Origin of the sequence: Burkholderia sp. Leaf177, from assembly GCF_001424345.1 — a bacterium.
Classification (GTDB): domain Bacteria; phylum Pseudomonadota; class Gammaproteobacteria; order Burkholderiales; family Burkholderiaceae; genus Caballeronia.
The window spans coordinates 275490-301926 of the sequence record NZ_LMPF01000026.1 but is presented as its reverse complement, the minus strand read 5'-3'; the positions used below and the strand labels follow the sequence as shown (position 1 = coordinate 301926).

The 26437-nt window shown below is 59.0% G+C and carries 19 protein-coding genes; 7 read left to right on the top strand and 12 right to left on the bottom strand.

Annotated features, from left to right (window positions below; genetic code table 11):
* Positions 1 to 287: 287 nt before the first annotated feature.
* Positions 288 to 746: a GNAT family N-acetyltransferase gene (locus tag ASG35_RS30465; protein WP_056366838.1), complete on the top strand. Its 459-nt coding sequence runs from the start codon at positions 288 to 290 to the stop codon at positions 744 to 746.
* A gap of 4 nt (positions 747 to 750) precedes the next feature.
* On the opposite strand, the gene ASG35_RS30460 is transcribed toward ASG35_RS30465, so the two are convergent.
* Genes ASG35_RS30460 through ASG35_RS30450 form a run of 3 tightly spaced genes read right to left on the bottom strand, consistent with a single transcriptional unit; the run spans position 751 to position 3786 of the window.
* Positions 751 to 1806: an ABC transporter substrate-binding protein gene (locus tag ASG35_RS30460; protein ID WP_056366834.1), complete on the bottom strand. Its 1056-nt coding sequence runs from the start codon at positions 1804 to 1806 to the stop codon at positions 751 to 753.
* A 49-nt stretch (positions 1807 to 1855) separates the two neighbouring features.
* Positions 1856 to 2704: an ABC transporter ATP-binding protein gene (locus ASG35_RS30455; RefSeq protein ID WP_056366831.1), complete on the bottom strand. Its 849-nt coding sequence runs from the start codon at positions 2702 to 2704 to the stop codon at positions 1856 to 1858.
* Positions 2698 to 3786, bottom strand: coding sequence for an ABC transporter permease (locus ASG35_RS30450; RefSeq protein ID WP_082508692.1), 1089 nt, complete (start codon positions 3784 to 3786; stop codon positions 2698 to 2700). The genes ASG35_RS30455 and ASG35_RS30450 overlap by 7 nt, the downstream gene beginning before the upstream one ends.
* Before the next feature lie 288 nt (positions 3787 to 4074).
* Between ASG35_RS30450 and ASG35_RS30440 the strand changes: the two genes are divergently transcribed.
* Both ASG35_RS30440 and ASG35_RS30435 read left to right on the top strand, forming a co-directional pair.
* On the top strand, positions 4075 to 5265 hold the full coding sequence (locus ASG35_RS30440; RefSeq protein ID WP_056366825.1) for a porin: 1191 nt from the start codon (positions 4075 to 4077) through the stop codon (positions 5263 to 5265).
* 191 nt (positions 5266 to 5456) lie between these two features.
* Positions 5457 to 5939, top strand: coding sequence for a low affinity iron permease family protein (locus ASG35_RS30435; RefSeq protein WP_056366822.1), 483 nt, complete (start codon positions 5457 to 5459; stop codon positions 5937 to 5939).
* Positions 5940 to 5943: 4 nt separating this feature from the next.
* On the opposite strand, the gene ASG35_RS30430 is transcribed toward ASG35_RS30435, so the two are convergent.
* Together ASG35_RS30430 and ASG35_RS30425 are read right to left on the bottom strand one after the other, a co-directional pair.
* On the bottom strand, positions 5944 to 6861 hold the full coding sequence (locus tag ASG35_RS30430) for a zinc ribbon domain-containing protein (RefSeq protein ID WP_156393450.1): 918 nt from the start codon (positions 6859 to 6861) through the stop codon (positions 5944 to 5946).
* Between the two features lie 214 nt (positions 6862 to 7075).
* Complete coding sequence (locus tag ASG35_RS30425; protein ID WP_056366816.1) at positions 7076 to 10339, bottom strand: hybrid sensor histidine kinase/response regulator; 3264 nt, start codon at positions 10337 to 10339, stop codon at positions 7076 to 7078.
* A gap of 439 nt (positions 10340 to 10778) precedes the next feature.
* Between ASG35_RS30425 and ASG35_RS30420 the strand changes: the two genes are divergently transcribed.
* On the top strand, positions 10779 to 11066 hold the full coding sequence (locus ASG35_RS30420; protein WP_235527792.1) for a DUF6723 family protein: 288 nt from the start codon (positions 10779 to 10781) through the stop codon (positions 11064 to 11066).
* Positions 11067 to 11111: 45 nt separating this feature from the next.
* Here ASG35_RS30420 and ASG35_RS30415 read toward each other — a convergent pair whose 3' ends face one another.
* Positions 11112 to 12497, bottom strand: a complete 1386-nt coding sequence (locus ASG35_RS30415) for an aspartate aminotransferase family protein (protein WP_056366814.1) — start codon at positions 12495 to 12497, stop codon at positions 11112 to 11114.
* Positions 12498 to 12565: 68 nt separating this feature from the next.
* Positions 12566 to 14044 carry an NAD-dependent succinate-semialdehyde dehydrogenase gene (locus tag ASG35_RS30410; protein WP_056366981.1) on the bottom strand — a complete coding sequence of 493 codons (1479 nt, stop codon included), beginning with the start codon at positions 14042 to 14044 and terminating at the stop codon, positions 12566 to 12568.
* A gap of 347 nt (positions 14045 to 14391) precedes the next feature.
* Between ASG35_RS30410 and ASG35_RS30405 the strand changes: the two genes are divergently transcribed.
* Positions 14392 to 15921 carry a DHA2 family efflux MFS transporter permease subunit gene (locus ASG35_RS30405; protein WP_056366811.1) on the top strand — a complete coding sequence of 510 codons (1530 nt, stop codon included), beginning with the start codon at positions 14392 to 14394 and terminating at the stop codon, positions 15919 to 15921.
* 13 nt (positions 15922 to 15934) lie between these two features.
* Here the strand turns inward: ASG35_RS30405 and ASG35_RS30400 are convergent, their stop codons facing one another.
* The gene (locus ASG35_RS30400) at positions 15935 to 16708 is read right to left on the bottom strand and encodes a YkgJ family cysteine cluster protein (RefSeq protein ID WP_056366808.1); all 774 of its coding nucleotides are present in this window, start codon (positions 16706 to 16708) and stop codon (positions 15935 to 15937) included.
* Positions 16709 to 17048: 340 nt separating this feature from the next.
* Between ASG35_RS30400 and ASG35_RS30395 the strand changes: the two genes are divergently transcribed.
* Positions 17049 to 18206 carry a lactonase family protein gene (locus tag ASG35_RS30395; RefSeq protein WP_156393449.1) on the top strand — a complete coding sequence of 386 codons (1158 nt, stop codon included), beginning with the start codon at positions 17049 to 17051 and terminating at the stop codon, positions 18204 to 18206.
* A 45-nt stretch (positions 18207 to 18251) separates the two neighbouring features.
* Here ASG35_RS30395 and ASG35_RS30390 read toward each other — a convergent pair whose 3' ends face one another.
* From ASG35_RS30390 to ASG35_RS30375, 4 genes are read right to left on the bottom strand one after another with little or no spacing between them, the layout of a single operon-like run.
* The gene (locus ASG35_RS30390; RefSeq protein ID WP_442854874.1) at positions 18252 to 19733 is read right to left on the bottom strand and encodes an efflux transporter outer membrane subunit; all 1482 of its coding nucleotides are present in this window, start codon (positions 19731 to 19733) and stop codon (positions 18252 to 18254) included.
* 4 nt (positions 19734 to 19737) lie between these two features.
* Positions 19738 to 22932, bottom strand: coding sequence for an efflux RND transporter permease subunit (locus tag ASG35_RS30385; protein ID WP_056366803.1), 3195 nt, complete (start codon positions 22930 to 22932; stop codon positions 19738 to 19740).
* Between the two features lie 32 nt (positions 22933 to 22964).
* A complete protein-coding gene (locus ASG35_RS30380; protein ID WP_056366800.1) occupies positions 22965 to 24149 on the bottom strand; it encodes an efflux RND transporter periplasmic adaptor subunit in 1185 nt (394 codons plus the stop codon).
* Positions 24150 to 24193: 44 nt separating this feature from the next.
* Positions 24194 to 25009, bottom strand: a complete 816-nt coding sequence (locus ASG35_RS30375) for an alpha/beta hydrolase (protein WP_056366797.1) — start codon at positions 25007 to 25009, stop codon at positions 24194 to 24196.
* 182 nt (positions 25010 to 25191) lie between these two features.
* Here ASG35_RS30375 and ASG35_RS30370 point away from each other — a divergent pair, with 182 nt between their 5' ends.
* Complete coding sequence (locus ASG35_RS30370) at positions 25192 to 26202, top strand: LysR family transcriptional regulator (protein WP_056366794.1); 1011 nt, start codon at positions 25192 to 25194, stop codon at positions 26200 to 26202.
* Positions 26203 to 26437: the final 235 nt, after the last annotated feature.

Sequence of the window (26437 nt, the reverse complement as noted above, 5' to 3'; positions counted from 1 at the left end):
TGTCCGTCCGGAGGCGCTTGATAGTACTCAACTACCAGCCCGTCCGGATTGCGCGCGGTTGGCGGCGGTGAAATTGGTTCCCGGTCCGTCAATCCAGCAATGGCGTTCGCACGATTCTCCCTGAATTTGTCGATAGAATGCAATGGTGCTTTCCAGTGCAGATCGTACGTGTATGGAGCCGCGCGTCCGCGGCACGCTTTGCACGCATACCACAGGAAAAAGCCTGGCCGTTTGAGCGCCGAGAGCCGTTCGGCTGCATTACTTTCCAGGCATTGAAGGAGGCCCAAATGGAACACGTCGTTTTCAGGCCGGCGCGTTTGGCCGATATCCCCGCCATTGTCGCAATGCTCGCCGATGATCCGCTCGGCAGCCAACGTGAAAGCACCGGCACCCCGCTTGATGCGCGTTACGTCGCTGCGTTCGAGGCCATAAACGCAGACGCCAATCAGCTTCTCGTAGTCGTCGCGGACAACGAAGAGGTGATTGGAACGCTGCAACTCACGTTCATTCCGGGGATCGCGCGGATGGGCGCGTGGCGAGGACAAATCGAAGCGGTACGCATAACCGCGCACCGCCGCGATTCAGGCCTCGGGCAGAAGATGTTCGAATGGGCGATCGCGCAATGCAAGGCGCGCGGCTGCAATCTCGTGCAGCTAACGACCGACAAGACCCGCGCCGATGCCCACAGGTTCTATGACAAACTCGGCTTCGTCGCGAGCCATGAAGGATACAAGCTGGCGCTATGAACGTTCAAGCCAGCACGTCTGAAAACACTTTGTTTGCAAAACGCGTCGAGTCCGTTCCGCTATTTAGTACACCGACTGTCTTGAGGTCATCGGCATAAAGCGAGATCTCTTTCTTGAATGCGTCGCCGACCGGATGATGATGATCCGTGTGACTCTTCAACATTGCCGTAAGCTGCGCAACGTCCGCTTGCGGTGCATGGACCGAAAAGATCGCCGCCGCCTCTGCCGGATTGTTCGCAGTCCATTCCGTTGCTTCCAGCAAGGCCTGCGTGAGCGCTTGCGCGGTTGCACGATCCTTTCGCACGAGGCTGCCGCGTACACCGAGCACGCAGCAGACGCGCGTCTGATATTCGCCGCACAAGTTGTTCGATACCTCGTACAAGTGGTCCGATTCGCGTAGCGTCCAGATGGTCGGATCGCCGTCCGCAATTGCATGGACTTCGCCCTTCTTCAATGCCTCGCCAAGCAGGTTGGCGGGATACTGCCGCCAGCGCACGTCGTTATCCGGATCGATGCCGATCTTCTTCAACGTGATAGCAAAGAAGTTCTTCGCGGGGCTCGCCATGTCGCTGACGCCTACCGTCTTGCCCTTGATTCCAGGCAAATCGACAATGCCCGATGTTCTGGTAGCCAGCAACCGCATGCAGCCGCCGTGAATGCCGGCGGTGAGCTTGACATCGAAACCCTGCTCGAGCGGTTTGATCCAGCGCAGCGCCATGCCTACGCCCGCGTCCGACTTGCCCGTGGCAATGGCTTCGAGCAACTGGTCGGTCGACCCGGCAAAGTTGATGAGTTCAACGTCCAATCCGTGCTTGGCAAAGAATCCCTGTTTAATGCCGACGGGCACCGGCGCCGTGCAGATTGCGCTTGCGTTCCACGACAGCTTCACCGGCTTCAGTTTGGTGTCATCGGCGCGAGCGGGCAAACCAGCCAGACCGAACGACGCGCCACCCAAGGCCACGGCGCCGGTGGTCCACGCCGTCTTTCGCAGCCAAGCCCGGCGCGAATTGCTTTCTGGCGGCAAGACGCCTTGACCGGCATCGGGATCTGAACGGTTCATCGGTAATTCTCCACGGGTCGTTGGTTTTGAGTTGTGTCGATGTAATGGATCACGCGACCAGACCGAGCAGCTCAAGCACTTCGCGGCGCAGCTCGACCAGCTTCGGATCATCACGATGCCGCGGGTAAGGTGCGTCGTTGCGCACTTCAGCGGTGATGCGCGCGGGGCGTTCGCTGAAAATAATGACGCGGTTTGCAAGGAACAATGCTTCTTCAACGTCGTGCGTCACAAGCAGGACCGAGAAACGCGCGTCGCGCCAAAGCTTCACGAGTTCGCTTTGCATCCGCAGTCGCGTGAGCGAGTCGAGCTTGCCGAATGGTTCATCGAGTACGAGCAGTTCAGGATCGTTGACGAGCGCGCGCGCCAAAGCCACGCGTTGCGCCATACCGCCCGACAGTTGGTGCGGATAGGCCGCGGCAAATTCGGTCAGGCCGACGAGTTGCAACGCGGCATCGATACGCTGTTCCGGCGAAGCTGTTTTTCCGCTTAACGGAAGCGCCGCCTTGCGTTTGCTCCACGGAAATCTAAAGCCGTCACGTTGCGCTTCCGGTCCAAGCCCAACGTTCGCCCGCACGGTGCGCCACGGGTACAAGGTCGGGTCCTGAAACACCACGACGCGCGATGGATCGGGACCGCCAATGCTTACGCCATTGGACGACACGGTTCCCTGCGCCGGCGAATCGAGCCCGGCCACGAGCCTGAGCAACGTCGATTTTCCGCAACCGCTCGGCCCGAGCAACGCGACAAATTCGCCAGGCTCTACAGAAAAACTGACGTCATCGAGCACGGGCAACGCTGCGCCATGCAATGAAAACCGGTGGCTGACTTCGCTGACATCGATACGCGCTCCGGGTGAAAATTGCCTGGGTGATGCCTGGCCGAGTTGCGTGCTTACCATTTCAACAATCCCTTTTGCCAGGCTAATAAACGATCACGAAAGCGGAACAGCAAGGTAATGAGGCCCGAGCACATCAGCGCCATGACGAGCAACGCGGCATACATGTTTGCGTACGCGGCCCAGCCTTGCGCCCATTGCAAATACCATCCGAGACCCGCTTTTACGCCCATCATCTCGGCGACGATAAGCACGGAAAACGATGCACCGAGTCCCATGAAAAGTCCGACGAACACCGAAGGCAGCGCAGCCGGGATAGCGACCTTGAGAATCAGAAAACCGGGCCTTGCACCCAGCGTGCGCGCGACGTCGTAGAACGTGCTGTTCACGCCGGCCACGCCCGACCACGTCAGGACCGCGACGGGAAAGCCCGTGGCAAGCGCGATAAGAAACACGCTTGCGCTGAAGCTCGATGGAAAGAAAAAGAACGCCAGCGGCAACCACGCGGTGGCGGGCAACGGGCCGATCAGTCTCAGCACCGGATGCAGCCAGTAGCCGACCGCTTTCGACCAACCGATGCCCACGCCCGTCACGAATCCCGCGACAGCGCCGATCACATAACCATACGCGAGCAAGCCGAACGAATGCACAACGCTCGAGCCGAGGCGCGGGAAGTCATCGAAGAAGACGGCAATTAAAGCCTGCGGCGGCGCGAAGAACGGACGCGGCAGCCATTCGAGTTTTGCAGTCAGCACGTCCCAAACGGTGAACGCAATTGCGAGCGCAACAAGCCATGGCATGACCGCGAGGCAGCGTTCCGCGCGGCTTCGCGGTGCATCGGCTTGACGGACGGAAAGACTTGCATAGGCGCTCACGCCGATCACCACGGCGACAACGGCAAGCGCCAGTTTGAGAATCAGCAGGTGACGCGTGTACGGCCAGTCGTCCGCATCGGGCCACCATTGCGTGAGCGCGGCACTTGCGACCCAAGCCAACGCAGCGAGCCATGCCGGCAAGACTTCTCGCGACGCGCGGCGGCCCGTAGTGGAAACAGTGCGCGCGATCGTGGTTCGGACCGTCGCGGCTGGCTTGAACGCGATGCCGGAACGATCCGAAGCCGGTTCGAGATGTGGAGTACCGGACATGATCTGCAAGACCCTCGTATCGTTGGAAATGGCGCGAAAGCAAAGACTAACGACGCATCGTCCGCTTAACAATTATTCGTTTGCCATATGTTTATCAGGCGACGCACTTTATGGATTGCACGAACGCGCAAGCAACCGCTTTCATTTTGAAATCACCTTGGTTCAACTTTACAAATCCGGATCGTCTGTATTACGAAGCTAAATTTCATCGTTCTGTCCGTTGGCGATGAACCCTAAGATCGGGGTCCGAAAATTGATCGACACAACTACTTGGACAAGAGGACACCGATGAAACGAGTCGTACTGGCCGGCGCAACCGGCATCATGGTTATCGCCCCTGCATTAGCGCAAGCGCAAAGCTCGGTCACGCTGTACGGAATAGTCGATGCAGGGCTTACCTACACGAACAATCAGAAAGGCGCGAAGAACTTCCAGCAGACGAGCGGCAAGCTGAGCGGCAGCCGCTGGGGCCTCAAGGGTGCCGAAGATCTGGGTGGCGGACTCAGTGCGGTCTTCACTTTGGAAAACGGCTTCCGTCCCAACGACGGCACATTAGGTCAAGGTGGCCGTGAGTTCGGACGGCAGGCGTTCGTGGGAATTGCCAAGACCGGAATTGGTACGGTGACGCTCGGGCGTCAATATGAGCCGCTGGCGGACCTCGTCGCGCAATACGCGGGCTCGGGATTCTGGTCGCCGGCCACGCACGTGGGCGACAACGACAACCTGAACCAGACCTTCCGCATCAACAACGCGATCAAGTTTCGCAGCGACACCCTTTCCGGCTTCACGCTCGACACGCTGTATGCGTTCAGCAACCAGGCGAACAGCGGCACGGGCCAGGGGTTCAGCAACAACCGCGCGTGGGGTGTATCGGCGAACTACGCGGCGGGTCCGCTGTCGGCGGGCGGCGGTTACGTGGTGCTGAATCATCCCGATACGACCACGAACACCGCCGGCGCCGTGGGCGGTGCATCGACCACGACCGGCGATGACTACAGCGGCGCGCTTTTCTATGGCCTCAACGGCGGCGTGCTGCGTCAGCAGATCGCAGTGGCAGGCGCAAGCTATGTGCTCGGCCGAGCCACCGCGGGATTCGCGTTCAGCCATACGCAGCTCGACTACAACGACGGCTCATCGCGGAAATTCAATAACTACGACGCGAACCTGCGTTATCTCGTGACGAGCGCGGTCACGGTCCTCGGCGTGTACACGTTCACCGATGGACGCGCGAACAACTTGCCAGGAACGGGCGGCGCTTCGCTCAAGCCGCGTTGGCACCAGTTCACGCTCGGACTTGACTACGCGCTTTCGAAGCGTACGGAGCTTTATCTTTCGGGCGTGTATCAACTTGCTTCGGGCGATGCCTCCACGCGCGTGGGCAGCGGCTACAGCAAGATCGCCGCGATTGCGGACGCGGGCACGGCTTCATCTACAAACCGCCAGGTTGCCGTGTTCAGCGGCATCCGCGCGAAGTTCTAAGACGTGTTTCAGTGCCCGGTCGCAGATCACCGGGCACGTGCTCCGGATCAAAATGTTTTCGCCCTTCACTCCGCTTTCCACAGGCCGCGGCCTTCGCTCACCCGCTCGTAATCTTGTCCAGCGATCGTCGACCTCGGAACGCTTATTGCTCACTTCGCGTCGGAGCACTAGTGAAACATAAGGAGAAAGCGATGCGTAAGGAAACGCTCCCCTCGTCAACGGACACGCTTCACACCGTACCTGACACATCGAGTCCCGCTTATGCGGGCCGGCACCCGCTCACCCGCGCGTTCGATACGTTCGCAAGCGCGGTCACACGATGGGCTGGTTCGCCCGTGGCATTTGGCATGGCTGTGATCAGCATTGTTGTCTGGGCCGTGACCGGGCCCGTCTTCCACTATTCAGAAGACTGGCAACTCGTCATCAACACGGGAACGACCATCGTGACATTCGTGATGGTGTTCCTGATCCAGCAAAGCCAGAACAAGGACAGCGTGGCCTTGCATTTGAAGCTCAATGAGCTGCTCGCCTCTCATCGCTCAGCCGACAATCATCTGATCGGGATTGAAGATGCATCGGAGGACGAACTAAGGCGCCTCGCGGCCGCTTACCTCAGAATGGCGTCCGAAAAAGACTGCGCGCCAGTGGCGGAAACCGCTTCGAAAACAGCGTGAAGACCTAGCGCATGCCGCCGCGATCGCGCCAGCGCTCGGGTTGTACAGCACCGCCCGATCCGTTTTGAACAGACGATGCTTTCTGCTGACCGTTCGAAACGAGCGGCGCGCCGCTTGCGGTTTGCACGGCGCGCGAATCACTTGATTGAGGTGTAAGAGGTTCGGCCCGGACTTGCTTCACTTGCGCCTCGCGCACGATCACGCGCGGCTTTTGAGCAACCTGCGGCCGCGGCACATTCGTCCTGGCCATCACCGCTTTATGCGGCTGCGCTTTCGCACTCGCTACAGCCGGCGCTTTTTTCGACGATCGCGTGACGCGCTCATGCGTGTGCGATTTGCTTGCGGGCTTGTGGGCATCCACAGCGGCAACAACAGTTGGTGCGCGACGCGTATCGGCAACTTTCGCGGGCGGCGTGTTCGCAGGAAGCGCGGGCGCGGGCGGCTTGTCCTGACGCTCGCTCGTTTTCACTTCTTCCCGCAATGCCAGCGCTTCCGGGTTGTCTTGATGCAACGCGAGAATGGCCGCGAGCAAGACCTTCGCCGAATCGATATCGTGGCGCTGAATGCTTTCACGAACGGCATCGAGCGCGGCGGAGACACTTGCATCGCGCCGGCTCTCCGATGGAATCTCACGCGCGCGATTTCGATCGGCCTCGAGCGTGCGGGCGTTGTCAGTCGCATTGATATCGGGCGGAGCGCTGCGCATCGAGCCGGGCATCAACGTGTAGGCCGCGAGGCCCACTACCGCTACGAACGCGGTGACAATCAGGCCCTTGGTCTTGCCGGACATCGTCGAGTACGCGGATGTGCGGACCGCCGTAGGCGATGCAATCGCGCCGCACGACGGGCAGATTTCCGCATCGGGATCGACCGGGTCGCCGCAACGGCGGCACATCGGATTGACATTCAAGCTTGCATTCATTGCGCATTCCCGAACGGTGTTCAGACAGGCTACGTGCAGAACGATCGCGCGGACGCGATTAAGTATCGCTGCCATCGGCCAATGTTTGGCGGGATTGGCAGGGCCCGACCACAAACGGTAAAGATCGCCGAAGGTGGTTGTATCGGGAATGAAAGCATGATGCAAGTGCCGCACTAATTGCCGACGGCGGCACCAAGACTTTTTGGCTTCTGACTCACGCGTCTCCGAGCCGCTGCAAGATTGCTTCGATGCTGACAGTGTCGTACGGCTTGGTGAGGAACCGCGCGCCCGGCACCGCCGATACATGGTTATGGTCACCGGTTGCAAACACCACGTCCAGATTCTCGCGCAACGCGCGCACACGCAGCGCAAGTTCTTCACCTGACATGCCGGGAAGTCCCACGTCCGTGATCAACACGTCGATGGGTTCGCTCTGAAGCAACGCGAGCGCGGCAGGACCGTCGCCTGCCTGATGCACCACATGCCCGAGCGCCTCGAATAGCTCCGCGGTTATCGAGCGGACGAGGTCGTCGTCTTCAACGAACAGGATATGGCGTACGCGCGTGGGCGGCGAGCTTGCGCCACCTGCGGACGTAGCGGATAACGCCCTGGCTGATCCCGCCGCCTGCATCGAAGAACTGATTACACGCTGCCGCTGATTCGACAACACATGCCGCAGCTTCCTTGCCAGCGCCTCGCGCGTGTACGGCTTGCTCAACAGTTCCACGCCGGCATCCAGCCGCCCGCCATGCACGATCGCGTTTTCCGTATAACCGGACGTGAACAGCACGGCAATGCCCGGCACCCGTTCACGCGCCTTGCGTGCAAGCTCCGGGCTGCGCAACGGTCCTGGCATGACCACGTCGGTGAACAACAAGTCGATAGGCATGCCGCTGTCGATGATCGCAAGCGCACTGCTTGCGTCGTTCGCCTTCAGCACGCGATACCCGAGTTCCGAGAGCATTTCCACGACCGTCGCGCGGACTTGTTCGTCGTCTTCCGCGACCAGGATGGTCTCTTCGCCGCCAAGCACCGGCGCCATCTCGGCAATCACGGCAAGGTCCTCCTTGTCGTGCGTGCGCGGCAAATACAGCTTGACGGTCGTGCCGTGGCCGGGTTCGCTGTAGATCTTTACGTGGCCGCCGGACTGCTTGACGAAACCATAGACCATCGACAATCCGAGTCCCGAACCTTTACCTTCGGGCTTTGTGGAGAAGAACGGTTCGTAGGCTTGCGCGAGGACTTCGGGTGTCATGCCGCAACCGGTGTCGGTCACCGCGAGCATCACGTACTGGCCCGGCGTGACCTCGGCGTGATCGCGGGCGTAGGCATCGTCGAGCAGTGCATTGCCGACTTCCAGCGTCAGCTTGCCCGAGTTGTCCATGGCGTCACGCGCGTTGATGGCGAGATTGAGAATGGCGTTCTCAACGTGCGTTGGATCGACAAACGTATTCCACAAACCCGCCGATACCACTGTTTCGACCTCGATCGCCTCACCGAGACTGCGACGCAACATGTCCTCCATTCCCGCGATAAGCCGCCCGATCCTGAGGGTCTTCGGTTCGAGCGCCTGCCGCCGGCCGAACGCCAGCAGCTGACTGGCGAGCTTCGCACCGCGATTCACACCTGCGATAGCGTTGGATAGGCGCCGCTCGGCGCGCTCGCTGCCGGCGACATCCGCTGCAAGCAATTGCAGATTGCCGGATATGACTTGCAGCAGGTTGTTGAAATCGTGTGCAACGCCGCCGGTCAGCTTGCCGATGGTCTCCATTTTCTGCGATTGCTGAAGCGCGAGTTCGGTGCGCCGCAAGGCTTCCGCTGCCTCGCGATCGGCGGTGATATCGCGGCCGACTGCATGAATGAAGTGCTCGTCAGGCACGGCCGTCCACGAAAGCGTGACGTAGGCGCCATCGCGGCGCTGGTATCGATTGATGAACTTGAAGGTGCGCACGCCGTCGGCGAGTTCGCTCACTTCGCTGAGCGTGCTGGCGCGGTCTTCAGGATGAACGAAGTCGACAAACGAGCGGCCGAGCAAGGCTTTTTCGTCCCAGCCCAGAAGCTGCTTCCATGCCGGATTCACCGACACGATGTTCGCCTCGAAATCGGCGACCAGCATGATGTCCGTGGAAAGACGCCACATCCGGTCGCGATCCGCATTGCTCTCGGCGACCTGCTGTTCGAGCGTCTTGTTCAAACGCTCGAGTGCGCGCGCCGCCGACTTCTGGTCTTCGATATCCGTGTTCGTTCCGACCCAGCGCGCAATGTAGCCGGCGTTATCGTGAATGGGCAACGCGCGGGAGAGATGCCACCGGTACACGCCATCGGCCTGGCGAATGCGGAATTCGCACTCGAAAGTCGTACCCGATGCCACCGCGTCACGCCACTGGCCGGCAGCCGCCGGGAGGTCGTCCGGATGAATGATCGTGCTCCACGCGTGACTGTCCAGACCGTCGCGCGCCACGCCGCTGTATTCGTAGACGCGGTCGTTGAACCACTCGAATTCCCCGTCGCTGCGAGCGGCCCAGACCTGATTGGGCATGGCCTGGGCGAAGGTGCGAAATTTCTCTTCGCTCTCATGGACCGCGCGTTCCGCCAGCAGACGGTCGGTGACATCGGTTCCCTGAACGAAGATGCCGATCACTCCGCCCGCTTCGTTGCGGACCGGCTGATAAACAAAGTCGACATAACGCTGTTCGGCGGGCGCCTGCGGCATGCGGTTCAGCACGATGGCCTGCGCAGTTCCCGAGGCCGGGACGCCGGACGAATACACGCGATCCATGATCCCGACGAAACCCTGCTCCTCGAGTTCCGGCAACCCTTCCTGCACGGTCTTGCCGATGATGTTGCGCTCGCCGACTAGTTGCGTGAACGCGGCGTTCGCCAATTCGAAGACGTGCGTGGGACCGGTCAGCATCGCCATGAAGCCGGGCGCCTGTTCGAACATCCGGCGCAGACGTTCGCGTTCGCCGCTCAGCCAGCGCTCGGCCCGCACCTTTGCCGTGGTCTCGACCACGATTGCAATCACGCCGACGGGAACACCGTTTTCGCCGAGGATGGGCGAGTAGTCAAGGTTCATCCACACCTGTTCGCCGCGGCCATGACGGTGCAGCGTCAGTTCCTGATCCTCGTAACGCAGCGTGCGGCCGGAGAGACCAACCTTCATGACGTTGTCGTTGAAGTCGGCAATCTCGGACCAGCCTTCCCGCACGTTCGATCCCAACAGTTGTGGATGTCGGCCGCCGGCGAACACCGAGTAGGCGTCGTTGTAAAGCATGACGCCTTCCTCGCCCCACAAGGTCACGATAGGAACAGGTGACTGAAGAATTAGCGAGATGGTGCTTGTAAGCGTCTTCGACCAGCCGGCGACGGGACCCAGTGGCGTACTCGACCAGTCCTTCGATGCAATGATCTTTGCGACTTCTCCGCCCCTCTCGAGAAAGGCATGGCTGGAACTGGCGGTCGGTTGTCTGTCGTTCATGAGGCGGCGTTTTTAATAACGGACACGGAAATTCGCGGCGCAGATGAGCATTTCAAAAGGTCTGAACACTCGCTAATCGCGCAATATTTTACCTTCGTCGCTTAAGCGTTAGCAGAGTTTCATAAGCAGCAAAAATGCCCGATTTTGATGAACGCGTAAGGTGTCCAGACTTTGCCAAGGTAAATAGTTCGCAGGTTTTATATGTTCGTTTAACTCCGCTTGGAAATTTGCAGCTGCCTTCTGCAGCGAGGTTGGCATTCAACATGCAAAACCTTCGGATTTTAAATAGCTGAGCACCGCGCTTAGCTGATACATACCGCTCTAAGTCTGAGCGCACTCGTCACACCGACAGTTCTAAGGTACCGGGACTGGCGATTGCATAGAGATGCGTGGCGCCTGATCTCCAGGAAGCAGCCCCGTTTGATATCAAAGCCGAGCAATGAAGAAGCCGAAACTTGTTTTATCGATGAACCAGCTCAAGAGCAGATCCCCAGGCGGCGCCATGAGCGCGGAGGACTTTGCGATTTACGCGTCGTATCAGATCAACGCGGGAGGCTTGTTCGTCGGAACGCTGAAAGTCATCCGGAAAACCGATGGCCGCATGTTGTTTCCGTTTCAGGGCGCGCCTGTGCTCGGACCTTATCCTTCCCGCCAGGAAGCGCGAGATGCAGCGGCAAGTCATGGCGAGCTGATCGTCAAAAGCGATATCGCCAACCCGGAATCCTGAACTCGCCGGATAAAAAAAGCCGGGCGAACCCGGCGTATCTGCTGATCACTCAATGGTCTGCGTTGCGACCTCGTCGACCGCCTGCTTCACGATACCTACGATCTCATCGACATCGGCCCGCGTAGTCACGAGCGGAGGCGCAAAGCCGAGGATGTCGCCGTGCGGCATCGCGCGTGCAATCACGCCGCGCTTCAGCGCCGCTGCGGAAACTTTCGGGCCGACTTTCAGCGCTGCATCGAAGGGCTTGCGGCCGTCGTTGTCCGCCATGAATTCGAGCGCCGCCAGCATGCCAGTGCTGCGCACCTCGCCCACGAGCGGATGCTGATCGAACGCTGCGTGAAGCTGAGCGCCGAGATACGCGCCCACGTCCGCGGCATTCTTCGTCAGGTTCTCGCGTTCGAGAATATTCAGGTTCGCGATGGCGGCAGCCGCGCAGATCGGATGGCCCGAATAGGTCCAGCCGTGCCCCATGGGACCATGTTCTTGCGAGCCTTTATCGATCACGTCCCACACTCGCTCACCCACGATCACGCCCGAAAGCGGCGCATAGGCGCTCGTCAGGCCCTTGGCGATCGTGATCAGGTCCGGCTGCATGCCGTAGTGCTGCGCGCCCATTTTGGAACCGAGCCGGCCAAAGCCGCATACGACTTCATCGGAAATCAGCAAGATATCGTGCTTCTTCAGCACGTCCTGGATCGCAGCCCAATAGCCTTCCGGCGGCGCGATGATTCCGCCCGTTCCCATGACCGGTTCGCCAATAAACGCCGCAATGGTGTCGGCGCCTTCACGCGCAATCAGCTTCTCGAGTTCATCGACGCAATATGAAACGAACTGCGCTTCGCTCATGCCGGCCGGCGCCTTGCGATACCAGTGCGGACATACCGTATGTTTAACGCGATCGACTGGCAAATCGAAGTGTTGATGAAAGCTCGGCAACCCCGTGAGGCTTCCTGTAACGATGCCTGATCCGTGATAGCCGCGTTCGCGCGAGATGATCTTCTTTTTGTTCGGATGCCCAAGTATATTGTTGTAGTACCAGACAATCTTGACCTGCGTTTCGTTCGCATCCGAACCGGACATTCCGTAGTAGACCTTCTGCATGCCTTGCGGCGCCCAGTCGATAATGCGCGACGACAACTCGATGATCGTGTCCGTTGAATGGCCCACGTAGGTGTGATAGTAGGCGAGCTTTTTTGCTTGCTCGTAGATGGCTTCGGCGACTTCCGTGCGACCGTAGCCTATGTTCACGCAATACAGGCCTGCGAAGGCATCGATATAACTCTTTCCCTCGTGGTCCTCAATACGAATACCGTTCGCACCCTTGATGATCTTGCCGGGGAGCGTGCCGCTAGCGTGATCGTGGGCGTGAGTAGACGGGTGCATGAAATGTGCACGATCTTCTGTGAATAGCTGCTCGAGTTGTTGCGTCATGAGTGACTCCTTTTACATCGATTAGTTTGGGTCTCAGCAACGGCGGTCTTGTAGCGCTGATTAGCGTCCTACGCCTCCGCGGTCACAGGAATGCCGAGGTTGCCCAGACAAAAATACTTGGTTTCAACGAACGGCTCGAAACCTTCGGCGCCACCTTCGCGCCCGAGTCCCGACGCCTTCATGCCGCCAAACGGAACCGGAGCGCCCGTGAACTTCACTCCGTTGACCGAGACCATCGCAAAGTCGAGCCGCCGCACCAGTTGGAAAATGGTGTCCATGCGCGTTGCACAGATGTAAGCGGTCAGTCCATGCTCCGTATCATTGGCCTTCGCCACGACTTCATCGATCGTCTCGAATGAACAGACCGCCGATATCGGTGCGAAGTTTTCTTCGTCGTAAATACGCATTCCGGCCGCCGCGTCGGCGATGACCGTGGGCTCGTAGAACCAGCCGCCCCGCGCATGCGCCCGTCCGCCCGCGGTCAAGCGTGCGCCTCTGGATAAGGCGTCGGCTACGCGTGCAACGGTGGCATTAAAAGCCGCCTGGTGCATGAGCGGACCGACGTCCACGTCTTCATCGAACGCCGCACCGACCTTCAGCGCACGCACCGCCCGGCTGTATTGTTCAACGAAGCGTTCATACAGCGGCGCGGCCACGAATATGCGATTTGCCGCACAACAGTCCTGCCCGGATGCCTGGAACTTCGCACCAATCGCAACACGCACTGCATCATCCAAATCCGCATTCTCCGTCACGATGAACGGCGCGTTGCCGCCGAGTTCCAGCGCCAGTTTCTTGATGCCGGATTCGGCGACCGCACGCGCGACAAGACCGCCGACGCGCGTTGATCCAGTGAAGCTGACGGCGCGCACGCGGACATCGCGCACCAGGGTATCCATCGCCATTTGCGGATCGCCCAGCACGACGTTGAAAACGCCTGCCGGGAAACCCGCTTCTTCCGCAAGTTGCGCGAGCGCCAGCGCGGAGAAAGGCGTTTCGTGCGCGGGCTTGACGATCACCGTGCATCCCCCGGCAAGCGCGGCGGCGGCCTTGCGCGTGATCATCGCGACCGGAAAATTCCATGGCGTGATCAACGCCGCCACGCCGACCGGCTCCATGACCGTGCCGAGGAATGCGCCATTTATGTGCGATGGAATCGTGCGGCCGGCGAGACGCTTGGCATCGTTTGCATACCATTCCACGAAGCTCGCGGCATAAGCGATTTCTCCCTTCGATTCCGCCAGCGGCTTGCCCTGCTCCAGCGAAAGAATGCCGGCCAAGTCGTTTTGGTGACGCAAGATCAGTTCATGCCAGCGCAGCAGGATTGCGCTGCGGCGCTCTTGCGGGACCCATCGCCATGAATCGAAAGCGCGTTGCGCCGCACTTATAGCGCCTTCGATCTGCGGACGGTCGAGCATGGGAACATGACCGATCACTTCCTGATCTGCGGGGTTCTGCACCGCGACTGTCGACGCGCTGTCGCTATGAATCCAGCGGCCGTCGACATAACACAGCGATTTGAAAAGTAGCGGATGACCCAGCATCATGAGAAGCTCCTGATTGCACTGAACTGCATTCATTGTCACCTTCCTCGTGAAGCAATTTTTTTGACTGCACGACGCTTGCTTGCTGTTTTTTCTGTTCTTTGCGTTGTTGCCGCGAAATACTTCGGGCGTGTTTTAGAAGGAGTTGGGCATTCACACGAGCACCGCCAAGGGATTTACAGCAAGGTACGATCATCGAGCTAGCGCCGCCGCAGCAGTTCCTGCGCGCGTCCGGGAGGCAACATAACGGCGGCAACAACCGCACCACCGCAAATAAAAATATAATCGCCACGACCGGTATGGCTTCCTCGAGGGCGCCGACGCGTTCACCTTGAACCAGAGACAAGCCGATGGCAGCAGCAAGCGCTCCACCCAATCCACCGCGCGAAACCGCCGGCAACCTGGCCGTGCTTATCGTCGCGATCCTCGGTTCGAGCATGGCGTTTATCGACGGAACGATCGTCAACGTCGCGCTGCCCGCGCTGCAAAGCGCGCTGCGTGCAAGCGCGAGCAACCTGCAATGGGTTGTCGAGGCCTATGCGCTTTCCTTGTCGTCATTGCTGCTGGTCGGTGGGTCCATGGGCGATATCTACGGCCGAAGAAAAATTTTCCTGATGGGCGTCTTACTGTTCGCCGCCGGATCTGCGTGGTGCGGCCTTGTCGGGTCTGTCGATGCACTGATCCTTGCCCGCGGCGTCCAGGGTATAGGCGCCGCCTTCCTCGTGCCGGGCAGTCTTTCTCTTATCAGCGCGGCTTATCCTTCTGCGCAACGCGGCCGCGCAATCGGAACGTGGTCGGGATTCACCGCCATCACGGCGGCAATCGGCCCGGTCCTCGGCGGATGGCTCGTCGAGCACATCTCATGGCGCGCGGTGTTTTTCATCAACGTGCCACTCGCGGCGCTCGTCATATGGATGACGATACGGTACGTGAACGAAAGCCGGAACACGTTGATTTCCAGCCGGCTCGACTGGCCCGGCGCACTGCTTGCATGTGCAGGATTAGGCGGTATCACCTATGCGTTGATCGAGGGCGCGAATGGCGGGACGAGTGTGCTCGTTGCCGCGATGGGCGGCGTAGCTGCGCTTGCGGGATTCATCCTGGTGGAGGCGCGGTCCGCATCGCCGATGGTGCCCCTGGCACTGTTCAAGTCGCGAACGTTTAGCGGCGCGAACCTGATCACGCTTTTTTTATATGCGGGCCTCGGGGGAGTTCTTTATTTTCTTCCGCTCAATCTGATTCAGGTCCAGCATTATTCGGCGACGCAAGCAGGCGCCGCCCTTTTACCACTTATCCTTATCATCTTCCTGCTTTCGCGCTGGTCGGGTGGATTGATCGCGCGGCATGGATCGAAGGGCCCGCTGACAATCGGGTCGCTGATCGTGGCGGCTGGATTCGGACTGCTCGCGTGGCCGGGAATAGGCGGGTCTTATTGGGCGACGTTTTTTGCGCCTCTCGTCATTCTCGGTTTGGGCATGGCAATCTGCGTGGCGCCCTTGACTACGTCGGTCATGAACGCGGCGCCCGAAAATCAGTCGGGCGTGGCGTCCGGTGTGAACAACGCAGTGTCGCGTGTTGCCGGTTTGATCGCTGTCGCGCTCTTCGGCCTGATCCTCTCTGCAGTCTTCAATCGCTCTCTTAGTACACGCCTCGAACCGTTAGGTCTTTCTCAAATGCAGGTTCAACAGGTCGATCAACAACGTCCATTGCTTGCTGCAGCCACGAGTTCAGACGCGAAAGTCATGCGCGCAATCGATGAGTCGTTCGTGGCGGGATATCGGGTTGTCGTGAGTTTAGCGGCTTTGCTTGCTTTAGCCAGCGCTCTTAGCGCCGTATTTTTTCTAGAAGCGCGGCTTACGGTGAAACGGCCTGCATCCTGACGCTTAACGAGCTTTAGACTGACTCGGGAAAGAACCCGAGATATTGAAATGACGCGGCGTTTTGCGCAGTGCAGAACACGCCTAGCGCCCCGATGGAAGCAAGCGTCTCGACCGTCTCTCTCCGGTTCGATGCCACCTTCCACTCCGACACAAAATCACTGCTGTCGCAAGCCTCCCGCGCAGACTTCAACGCGGCAATCGACCGTTCGCGCAGCGGCGAATAAATCGCCAGGCCTTCATTGGCAAGCGCCGCTGTATCGATTCCCAGATGCTTGCAAGCAAGCGCTTTGGCGCCGGTATCGGTGGCATCGGCGGAACGTGATTTACTAATGAGCGCCGCCGTCTGCACATCCACGATTCTATGCGCGCGCATCAAAAGCGGCTTGTCCGGCGACCACGCTTCCGGCGGACACGCCTTCTCTTGCGGATTCAACTCGATAAACGGATTCACCTCCGCCGGATAAATCCGGCAGACAGTCGGGCGATCTTCGTACACGCCGCAGCTCAGATTGGGCAGCAAATGCGGACACGCACCTTCGAACGCGGCAGCGATGACAACCACAATCCGTGCAGGCAACTCGCCACTCGATGCAGCGAACGACCTACGGCGCTTGTGCTGCGCAAGCAGGTTGTCTTCGGCGGGTTCGTCGGGCCATGGAACCGCTTCGCACAGAAACTGAACGTCACCGCCGCGCTCGAGCCAGAGCAATGCTTCACCGACACTTAGCGGCAGCTTGAGGTCATGACAGCATTTGCCGCACATGGTGCATTCGAAATTGATATCCATGTTTGCACTCGCTTCTCGGAAGGCATCAGTAAATGAATTGTCAGGCTGCCCTGTGTCCGGTTCCAAGGGCGTAACTCGCTAGTTCGACCATTTGAGCTAAGCGGTTACAGCAAGCTGAATATTTTCATGCGAGCAGATTCTATTCTTTCCACGGACGTTTGCATTAGCGGATAAATAGTGTCGCGACTGTAACCGGTTTTATCGACACAGCGAACTACGGTCTGACGCGCCTTTTATGGCGTGATCGAACACGTCCAGTTCGGCCAGGTAACTCGCCGGATCTTGGATGTGAATTCAACCGGCAAAGTACGAGGGGGTATCTGTGTTCAAGAAACTGACAATGGCAACTGGCGTCGTGACGCTCGTTGCTGCGTGCGGCGGCGGCAACGATTCGGCGCCTACCGTGTCGCAGCTTTTCGCCCAGACGAACGATTCCGCGAATGCGGTCGTGCATTTCATCCGCAACGCCGATGGCACGTTGACAAAGCAAGCCACCGTGCTTACCGGAGGCAAGGGCACGAACGGGGTCAACTATTTCATGGGCAATATCGTCGCGCCCGATGCGCTGACGAGCAATCACAGTGTCATTGTCAGCACAGATGGCACGCGGCTATTCGTGGCCAATGCCGGCGACAATACCGTGAGCACATTCTCTATTGATACGACATCGGGCACGCTAACGCTTCTTGCGACTTCGCCAACCAATGGCACGCGGCCTACGTCACTCGCGTTTGCCAACAAAGTGCTTTACGTCACGCATCAGCAAGGCGTGAATGAGCTTGGCGCGTACAAGGTTGGGTCGGATGGCAAGCTGACATCAGTAGGAACCTATCCCGTCGTCCAGCAAGATGCACTTCCAACCGAAGTCAGCGTCAGCCCCGACGGCAAATTCGTGGTCGTGAACGGATTCCTTAAGACGCTAACACCCGTTCAACCTGCTAATGCGCTGCTCGCTTATCCAATCAATGCCGATGGAACGCTGGGCCAAGTGGTAAGTTCAACCTCGGTAGGTGTAGGACCGTTCGGTGGAATCTTCGGGCGTGGTGCGCAGTCGAGCATCTATGCAACAAGCGATGCCGCCGGCGGCACGGCGAGCTCTTATTCATTCGCGAGCAACGGCCGCTTTACGCCTGTCAGCGGGCCCGTCGCGGTGACGGGCCAGGCCGCGCCGTGCTGGATTGCAATTACGCCCGACAACAAGTTTGTGTACGTGAGCAGCGGCAGCGGCGCGGTTTCGTTGTTCTCGCTCGATGGCGACGGCAAGCTTTCATTGGCTAACGCGTCGGCCGCAACCGAACCGGCGGTGTTAACGACAACGTCCAGTTTTGCCAACGATTCGTGGATCAGCCCCGACGGTAAATTTCTCTATCAGGACTTCGCAGGCGATGACAAGATTGTCGCGTATTCCATCGGCGCGAACGGCGCGCTCACCAAGCTGGGTGAACAGCCGGCGAATACGCAAACGAAGATCAGCCTGCAAGGTTTGACCGGCACCTGAGAGCCAATGCATGGCGGTGACACTCAAGCCGCCATGCATGCGTGGCTAACGTTGCGCGATGCTTGCATCCGCGGCGGGAGCATCGCCCCAGCCGCCTCCTAGCGCCCTGATCAAGTTCACCGTTGCCACGGCTTGCACGCCGGAAAGCTGCACGGCCGCACGTTGCGATTGCAGCGCGGTGCGTTCGGCATCGATCACGTCGAGGTAATTCACCGCGCCCTCCTTATATTGCGTTCTCGAAAGGCTCGCAGCACGATTCGATGCACTTACCGCCTCTGCTTCCGTGCGCGTCTGGTCTTCCAGAATCCGCAAGTCCGAGAGGTTGTCCTCGACTTCCTGGAAAGCGACCAGCACTTGCTGCCGGTAATTAGCCGCATCCTCTTCGAACACAGCGCGAGCGTTCGCTAGATTACCCTTGCGGCGGCCACCATCGAAAATCGGCACAGTGAGGGCCGTACCTACCAGCGGTCCAAGAATGAACGCGCGACTCGACCATTTGAAGAGATCGCCCAAGGTCGCCGACTCAACGCCGGCCGCGGCGGTCAGGTTGAGCGATGGAAAATAAGCCGACTTCGCCACGCCAATCCGCGCATTCGCCGCGGCCATGGCGCGTTCTGCTGCGGCAATATCCGGCCTGCGTTCCAGCAACGAAGAAGGCAAGCTGGGCGGCACACGAATCTGCACAGGCACGAGCGGATTCGCAGTCATTGAAAACTGCGCGGGCGCTTTGCCGAGCAAGACTGCAAGGCTATGCTCCGACGACGCACGCAAACGTTGCGCGGTCATGGCGTCCGAACGCGCTGTTGCAAGTTCGGACTTCGCGCGAGCTACATCGAGCTCGCTGATATCGCCTTCATTGAAGCGATGCTGCACTAATGCGAGCGTCTGTTCGCGCAAGGAAACCGTGCGCGTGTAGACATCGAGTTCCGAATCCAGCTCGCGCAGGTTGAAGTAGTTTTGCGCCACATCAGCCTGCAATGCGAGTTGCACGGACCGCAGCAACGCTTCACTTTGCTGCGAGTCCGCGCTCGCCGCCTTGACCGAGTCGGAAACACGTCCGAAGAGATCCACCTCATAAGACGCGGTCGCTTGCGCGCGCCACAGTGTTTGCGACGGCACATTCACGCCATCCGGTTGCAGCAGCGACGCCGGCGTGACTTTCTCGCGCGTCGGGCCGAAGCCTGCATCGATAGTCGGAAACAAGCCCGCACGCGCCGTTTGCTGAATGGCGCGCGACTCCTTGACCCGTGCCACTGCCGCCTTGAGATTCTGGTTTGCGTCGAGCGCTTGCTGTTCCAGATCGTTCAAAGTGCTGTCGTCGAAAATGCTCCACCACTGACCGCGTGCAACCTGATCGGATGGCTGCGCCGTCTTCCACGTGCCAGATTCAGCGGTACTCAAAGGCGTCTCCTTGAACGCCTCCGGCGCATTCACGTTCGGCTTTTCGTAATCGGGTGCAAGCGAGCAGCCGGAGAGAATCATCAGCGCGGCCAGCAAGCCTGTAAGTCCCAGCGTGTTATTCATCATTTTTTCAGGCCTCCACTGAAGCGTCGATACCGCGCATGTGCGGATGCTTACCGTGTTTGTCCACCACGTGTTCGTTGCCCGCGAGCTTGCGCAATACAACGTAGAACACCGGCGTGAGCAAAAGGCCGAACAAGGTAACGCCAAGCATGCCGAAGAAAACGGCGATACCCATCGCGCGGCGCATCTCCGAACCCGCACCCGAAGAGATCACCAGCGGCACCACGCCCATGATGAAAGCAATCGACGTCATCAGGATGGGCCTGAGCCGCAAACGGCTTGCTTCGATTGCCGCCTCGATGATCGTGCGCCCCTGCATTTCAAGCTCCCTCGCAAACTCCACAATCAAAATTGCGTTCTTCGCCGACAGCCCTACGAGCACCATCAAACCGATCTGCGTGAAGATGTTGTTGTCGCCATGCGTGAGCCAGACGCCGAGCAGCGCGGAGAAAATGCTCATCGGGACAATCAGGATCACGGCGAGCGGCAAGGTCAGGCTTTCATACAACGCAGCGAGCACGAGATACACGAGCAGCACGCTGATCGGGAATACCACAAGCGCCGCGTTGCCGGCCAGTTCCTGCTGATACGTGAGGTCCGTCCATTCGAACTTGAACCCGCGCGGCAGCGTTTCGGCGGCAATACGCGCAATTGCAGCTTGCGCCTGGCCTGACGAATACCCGGGAGCAGGACCGCCGTTGATATCGGCGGCGGTATAGCCGTTGTAACGCACGACCATTTCCGGACCGAACGTCGGCGTCACCTTCACGAGCGATGACAGCGGCACCATGTCGCCATTTGCGTTGCGCGTCTTCAGCAAACCGATGTCTTCCGCGCTCGACCGGAATGGCGCATCCGCCTGCACACGCACTTGATACACGCGTCCGAACTTGTTGAAGTCGTTCACGTAAAACGATCCGAGATACACCTGCATGGTGCTGAATACATCGGTGACCGATACACCCAGTTGCTTCGCCTTCACACGATCCAGATCGACGTTGAGTTGCGGCACGTTGATCTGATAGCTGGAAAACGATGGCCCGAGTTCCGGCGTCTGTGCTGCACGTTTGATGAACGCCTGCGTTGCATCGTTCAAGGCGGAATAGCCCAGTGCTTGATGATCCTCGATCTGTAACTTGAAACCGCCCAACGTTCCGAGTCCAAGCACCGGCGGCGGCGGAAACACCGCAATGAATGCGCCCTTGATGGTCGAGAAGCGCTTGTTGAGTTCAGCCGCGACATTGGCGGCCGTGATCGAGCTCGACTTGCGTTCGTCGAAAGGCGTCAAGCCGAAGAAAATGACGGCTGCGCTCGATGAGTTGGTGAAGCCGTTGATCGACAAGCCGGGAAATTGCACAGCCGAAATCGCGCCCGGCACATCCTTGCTGATCTCGCCCATCTGCCGAACGATTTGTTCCGTGCGATCAAGCGATGCCCCGTTAGGCAACTGGACGATACCCACGAGATATTGTTTGTCCTGCGCGGGCACAAAACCACCCGGAACGATCTTGCCCATGAGCACTGCGCCCCCGAGCAACACTGCATAGATGCCGAGGATCAGCGCCTTGCGATTCACGATAGTGGACACGCCCCTGCTATAACTCTCCGAACCGCGATGAAAGACCTTGTTGAACAGGCGGAAGAAACCACCGAAAACGCGGTCCATGCCGCGCGTGAGCCAGTCCTTGGGTTGATCGTGTCCCTTCAGCAAAAGTGCAGCCAATGCCGGTGACAGAGTCAGCGAGTTGAAGGCCGAGATTACCGTGGAGATCGCGATGGTCATTGCGAACTGTTTGTAGAACTGACCCGTCAGGCCCGACATGAACGCAAGCGGCACGAACACCGCGACCAGCGTCAACGCAATCGCGATGATCGGCCCGCTTACCTCCTGCATGGCCTGATACGTGGCGTCACGCGCTGACAAACCGGAAGAGATGTTGCGCTCGACGTTTTCCACGACCACGATTGCATCATCGACCACAATGCCGATGGCAAGCACCATGCCGAACAGCGACAACGCATTGATCGAGAATCCGAATGCGAGCAGCAGGGAAAAGGTCCCGACAATCGACACAGGCACTGCAAGCAACGGAATGATCGACGCACGCCATGTCTGCAGGAAAACGATCACGACCAGCACGACCAGCGAAATGGCTTCCAGCAGCGTATGAATCACCGCATCGATACTCGATCGCACGAACTGCGTCGGGTCATAAACTATGTCGTACTTCACGCCCGGAGGCATATCGACTTGAAGCTCCTTCATGGTCTTGCGCACTTCGTCGGAAATTTGCAGCGAATTTGCGCCCGGTTGCTGGAAGATCGTTAGTGCAACTGCAGACTTGTTGTTGAGCAAGGACCGGCGTGCATAGTCCGATGCGGCAAGCTCCACGCGCGCGACATCGCGCAAATGCGTAACGGCACCATCGGGAGCAGTCTTCAACACGATGTCACGGAATTCCGCTTCGGTCTGCAAGCGTCCTTGCGTATTGACGTTCAATTGCAGCGGAACGCCGGGCAAGGTCGGCGACGATCCGATCACGCCTGCCGCGACTTGCACGTTCTGTTCGCGGATTGCGTTGACTACGTCGGTAGCGGTCATGTTGCGTTGCGCGACCTTCAACGGGTCGAGCCATACACGCATGGAGTAGTCACCCGCGCCCCACAAATCGACCTGCCCGACACCTTGAATCCGTTCGAGCCGGTCCTTGACGTTAATCAGCGCATAGTTGCGAAGATAGGTGCCCTCATAGCGGTCATTCGGGGAGATCAGGTGCACGACCATCGTAAGCGTGGGCGACGACTTGATGGTCGTCACGCCAAGACGCGTCACGTCTTCGGGCAAACGCGGCAACGCTTGCGATACGCGGTTCTGCACGAGTTGCTGCGCTTTGTCCGGGTCCATGCCGAGCTTGAAGGTGACCGTCAGCGTCAGCTTGCCGTCGCTATTCGCCTGCGACTGCATGTACAGCATGTTCTCAACGCCATTGATCTGCTCTTCGAGCGGTGACGCGACCGTCTCTGCTATCACCTTCGGATTGGCGCCCGGATATTGCGCGTTCACAATCACCGATGGCGGCACGACCTCCGGATATTCGGAGATCGGCAAGTTGAACATGGCGATCACCCCGGCAAGGAGGATGATCATCGACAACACGCCCGCGAAAATCGGGCGGTCGATAAAAAACTTGGAGATGTTCATGACGGTATCTTTATCTGCGTTGGAAACACTTCTTACGAAGCGTTCCTGGGCGTAGGCGATGTGCTCGACATGGCTACGGCATTCGGCTTGATCACGTCATTGGGGCGCACGCGCTGCAAGCCGTTGACCACGATCCGCTCGCCGGGCTGCAACCCCTTGACGATCACGCGCAGCCCTTCGCTTTGCGTGCCGAGTGTGACTTCGCGGTATTGCGCGCGGTTGTCTTTATCGACGACCATCACGAACTTCTTGTCTTGATCCGTGCCGATAGCTGCGTCGTCGACGAGCACCGCTGCATGCGGCGCGCCGCCGCCAACTTTCACACGTGCATAGAGCCCGGGCAACAGTGCGCCGTCGCCATTGTCAAAACGCGCGCGCACGCGGATGGTTCCAGAACCTGTATCGAGGCGATTGTCGACCGAATCCACTCGGCCATCGCGCGAATAACCGTCTTCGTTTGCGAGTCCGAGCGACACAGGAACGCTCGTACGCGAGTCGTGGCTGAGATAACGCAAGTACGTTTGCTCGTCGACATCGAAGGATGCATAGATGGGCGAAACCGAAACCAGCGTGGTCAGCAACGGCGCGCTCGCCCCGGTGGAAACGATGTTGCCTACGGTCATCTCGGCACGCGATACGCGACCTGCTACGGGCGCCACGATATTCGTATAACCAAGATTGATACGCGCCGTTTCGAGCGCCGCTTGCGCGCTTTTGAGATTGGCCTGCGCTTCGCGCGCGGCGTTTTGCGCCAGGTCGTAATCGCGCTTGGCAATGGCGTTATCGGCAAGCAGACGGTCGGCGCGCGCTGCATCGGTGGACGTATAGCCGTTGCGTGCCTGGGCCGCGGCCAATTGCGCCGACGCACGATCCACCTCCGCCACATAAGGACGCGGATCGATTGTGAACAGCGGGTCGCCCTTCTTGACCAACGCGCCGTCCTTGAAGTGCACCGCTACGATAGTGCCGGGAACCAGCGGCCGGATTTCGACTTTATCGATTGCTTCGAGACGCCCCGAATAGCTTTGATAATCCGTTATGGATTTAGCGACGACAGCCGCGACGTCCACCTCAGTCGGCGGCGCCGCGCTCGCCGCTGCAACCGCGGCATTGACAGGCGAGTCGCCATGACCATGAAATGCGGCAAGCGAACCGGCTCCGATAAGAACCAGCGCTACGCCTAGCACAGCATATTTGCGTTTTCGCGGCTTGGACATTTGAATAGACATTTTTTTGCTCCGAGTTAAATCGCCAAGATGGCTCAACGCTTCTGCGCTTTGGCAGGCAGCCGCTTTCTAAAGAAACTCACGACATCGGCGAGCGCGGCCGGATGCGTACCAAGTTCGTGGTGCGATGCATTGCGATGCCGCGTGACTTCGGTCGGCACGCCTGCAGCAATGAGCTCGCTCGCGTATTTCTCGGCTTCCACATGCAACAAGTCGTGCTGCGCGCTTGCAATAAGTGCAGGCGGCAAACCGGCAAGCCGCCGCGATTCAATGGGTGCTGCATACGGATGCAACCATTGCGATGCATTAGGCAAATAAGCGCGGTAGCACTGCGCGCATTCGTTTGCACCTAAATCGGGATCGACGATTTCTTTTTCATCGGCCATGCGCGTCATGCTTGGATCGAGCAGAGGCGCAAGCAGCGCTTGAGCAGCAAAAACGAACTCACCCCGATCACGCGCGACCGCCGCAAGGCACGTTGCGAGATTGCCGCCTGCGTCGTGACCTGCAACGCCGATCCGCCTAGCGTCGGCACCTTGCGCACGAGCGTTCGCGACCACCCATTGCGTTGCGCGATAACCATCTTCAAGCGCCGCGGGAAACGGAAATGCGGGCGAGAGGGAATAACCGACCGATACAACCCAGGCCGGCGTTTCGCGGGCAATCGCCGTCGCGGCGGCTTCCGCCACGTCCAGCGATCCGCGGACAAAACCGCCTCCATGGAAATAGATGACGATCGGCAAGAGCGCGCCCTTGGACGCCGGGCGATAACTGCGCAAGCGAATAAGCTGCGCGTGACCCGTAATTGAAACCTCTTCGATGCTAAGCGTCGAATCCCTCGTCGATTGCATGTTTCGTGTGACGTGTAAGCGTCATTCCACCAAAGTTGCGATGTAGCGCATTGTGGACTTCAGCGCAATTCTGATAAATGGTTATAATCCAGAACACAATTCGCTCGCTTGGAACAATCGGGACTCCATCACGAACCCGCGCGATCGAACCTGCCCATTTCTGCTTGAAAAAGTGAGACAACATGGACCGTCTACAGGCAATGCAGGTGTTCACGAAGATCGTGGAGATGAACAGTTTTTCGCGCGCGGCCGACTCGCTGAATCTGCCCCACGCGTCCACCACGACGATCATCAAGAACCTCGAAGCGCACTTGAGAGTGCGCCTGATGCAACGCACGACCCGGCGCCTGAATCTCACGCCCGAGGGTGCGGAATACTACGAGCGCTGCGTGCGGATTCTCGCGGAAATAGACGAGACTGAAGACGCGTTATCGAATACCGGCAAGGGACCGCGTGGCAAGCTGCGGATCGATATGCCCGGCTCCGTCGGCCGTCTGATCGTGATGCCGCGATTGCTGGAGTTTCGCGAGCGTTACCCGGACATCGACTTGATGGTCGGCTTCGGCGATAAACCCGTGGACCTCGTGCAGGAAGGCGTCGATTGCGCGATTCGGGTTGGTGAGCTTGAAGATTCGAGTCTCGTGGCGCGGCGGCTAGGTGTGCTTCAGACGCTGACGGCGGCGAGTCCCGCTTATATCGAACAATATGGGGAGCCCACGAGTCTGGACAACCTGCGACAGCATCAAGCCGTGCAGTATTTCTCGAGCGGCACCGGGCGCATGAATGAAATGAGTTTTGTGGTCGAGCAGCAAACAACGTCGGTCAAGATGCGCGGCACGCTTGCGGTGAATGACGGCGACGCTTATGTGATGTGCGGCGTAAAGGGTGCGGGCATTATCCAGTCACCTCGATTCATGCTGCTGCCGCATTTGCGCTCGGGCGCGCTAGTGGAAGTATTGCCGCAATGGAAACCCGCGCCCATGCCGATTGCGGCGGTCTATCCGCACAACCGGCACCTTGCGCCCAAGGTTCGCGTGTTCGTTGAATGGATTGCGATGTTGTTCGAGAACTGCCCGTTGATGTCGAACGATGTCGATCAGCAAGGCCGATGTGTTCTCACGGACACGCACTACGACATGGCGCCCTATGCGAGTCCAAGAGTTACAGACGCGCCTGCCGAAGCGTTTGCATGACCTGAGGACTTAGGGGCTTAAGAGACTTAGGGGCTTAAGAGACTTAGGCTTCGATTGTTCGTTACATCGGAAGAATCAATTCGCTTCTGGCGTATTTATCTACGCTCTGGTTTTGTTTAAGGTAACGATCAATGCAACGGCGTTGTACAGCCTCTGCACTACATCTTTTACCGTGGAGATCACTCCTCTCCTTGTCTCTTCACGGTCGGCCCTGAATCTGCCCAAGAGATTCGGG